1 protein-coding gene is annotated in these 1,950 nt (G+C 61.3%); it reads right to left on the bottom strand.

All coding sequences use genetic code 11. The features are described from left to right. Positions 1-134: 134 nt before the first annotated feature. Positions 135-1,457, bottom strand: a complete 1,323-nt coding sequence (ltrA, locus tag C100_RS0124270) for a group II intron reverse transcriptase/maturase (protein ID WP_031308930.1) — start codon at positions 1,455-1,457, stop codon at positions 135-137. Positions 1,458-1,950 lie beyond the last annotated feature (493 nt).

Here is a 1,950-nt window from a genome sequence, read left to right as displayed (position 1 = left end):
GGTAGAGTCAGGAAGTGGCGCGGTGTCGTGCGGCGCGCCTGTGGGGCTTGCCAGACGGTCCGTTTCCACTCCCTGCTCATCGAACCGGACGTGCAGATCTCCCGCATCCGGCTCTCGGACAAGACATCACGCCTTCACCCACGGCGGGCCGCGGCCACGTTAGCCAGACGCACGAGGCCGAAGCGCTCGTATAGCTCAGGGTCGTGATAGGCTCCCTCTCGCCGTCGTCTGGTCTTGTATTTGGCGCGCAGCCACCGACGCAACCGCACCACTGCGTAGCTGTCGACGGCCCGATATGCTCTGCTCGTAGTGCCAACCGAGAAGTAGTTGGCCCATCCGCGCAGCACCCGGTTCATCTTGGCCACCAGATATGTGGTATCCTGCCATGTACGCGCTCGGTCCGTAAGCTCGTGGATCGTTGCGACCACGCGCTGGATGCTTTTCTTTGATGGCCGGTGGCCCATGTAGGCTTTGCCGGTTTTCGCGGAGTACATCGTACCGAACGTGTATCCCAGAAAATCGAACGTTTCGTCCGGCACCTTGCAGATGCGTGTCTTCTCCTCGTTCACCGTCAGCTTCAGCTTCTCCATGAGCCCGCGCATGTGATCGAGCGCGGCTTCCGCGTTGCCCTTCTCACACAGGATCACGAGGTCGTCGGCATAGGTGATGAGCCGCGAGCCGAGGCGTTGCCCAAGGCCGAGCTTCCGCCATCCCAGCACGAACCGGCGCATGTAGATATTCGCCAGCAGCGGTGAGATGGGTGATCCTTGCGGGATACCGCGCCGCTGATTGCGCGCCTGCGTCGTTCGCTTCTTCCCGCCCTTGTCGTCCGTTTCCTCGACAGCGCATTCCAGCCAGGATTTGATCAGATGCAGCACGCGCGGATCGACGATCCGGCGCGACACTGATTTCATCAGCTCCAGGTGTGGGATGGTGCCAAAGTAGTCGGCAAGGTCGGCGTCCACGACATCCGGTCGGCCACGAAACAGCTGCTCTTCCACCTCGACTACGGCCTGCTGGGCGTTGCGCCCGGCTCGATAAGCATAAATCTCCGGTGGGAGGTCGGCTTCGAAGATCGGCTCAAGCACCAGCATCGCTGCTGTCATGCAGACCCGATCCCGCACGGTGGAAATGCCCAGCGGCCTGAGTTTGCCGTTGGCTTTTGGTATGTAGACACGTCTGATCGGTTCCGGCTGGTACGTCTCCTCCCTGAGCGCAAGCGCCAGTTCCGCCAGCCACCGCTCGGCGCCATATTCCTCGATATCCGCAAAGTCCTGTCCATCCACACCCGGCGCGCCCTTGTTGGAGCGACACTGGGCATAAGCATGGGCCAGAATGTCATCGCGGCTGATCTTGTCGTACAGCGCATAGAAACGATAGCCAGCTTCTGCCTTCGCTTTCGCGTGCAACGCCTTCTGCAGTTTCTGGACGCTTTTCGGAGTTGATAGGTTTCCCAATCTCCTGCCCCTCACCACTTGTTGCGTTCATCTTGAACTGAGGCTCCTTCCCTCCACCGGCATTACCCGGCTTCCTCGGTACTACGGGCCTCTCCGCCACCCCATCGCGCCCGTCCCATCCCTCGCGGGCGTCCGGTTGCCGATCCCTCGGCACGCCATGGGGCTTCCCGTGTTGCGTGCACTTTCCTTGCGTACATGCTGTCGCCACTACCCCGGTGCAGCAGACGGGCTCAAACGTCGCTCAAACTTGCCCGTCCATATCAACCTTCCCCGTATGGGTTAACGGGTCGGCCTGCACATCGTCTTTTTCGAGGATTGCTCAGCGTTCACTCACGTTACGGCCTGTACGCTCGCACGGTCACCTACGTGGCCGTTATCCGGGGGCTTCAGACATTTCGTCTCCTCCATGCCTGCCCCGGTTGCTTCCGGCTGGAGCTTCGCCGGGTGGGCCTTTCACCCACTAGAAAGTGCCGCCTTTGCACGGCGCACACCC

This window comes from Sphingobium sp. C100 (assembly GCF_000508185.1).
In the GTDB taxonomy this organism is placed as follows: Bacteria; Pseudomonadota; Alphaproteobacteria; order Sphingomonadales; family Sphingomonadaceae; genus Sphingobium.
Note: the sequence above shows the minus strand (reverse complement) of the source record. Positions and strands in the feature narration are given on the sequence as shown.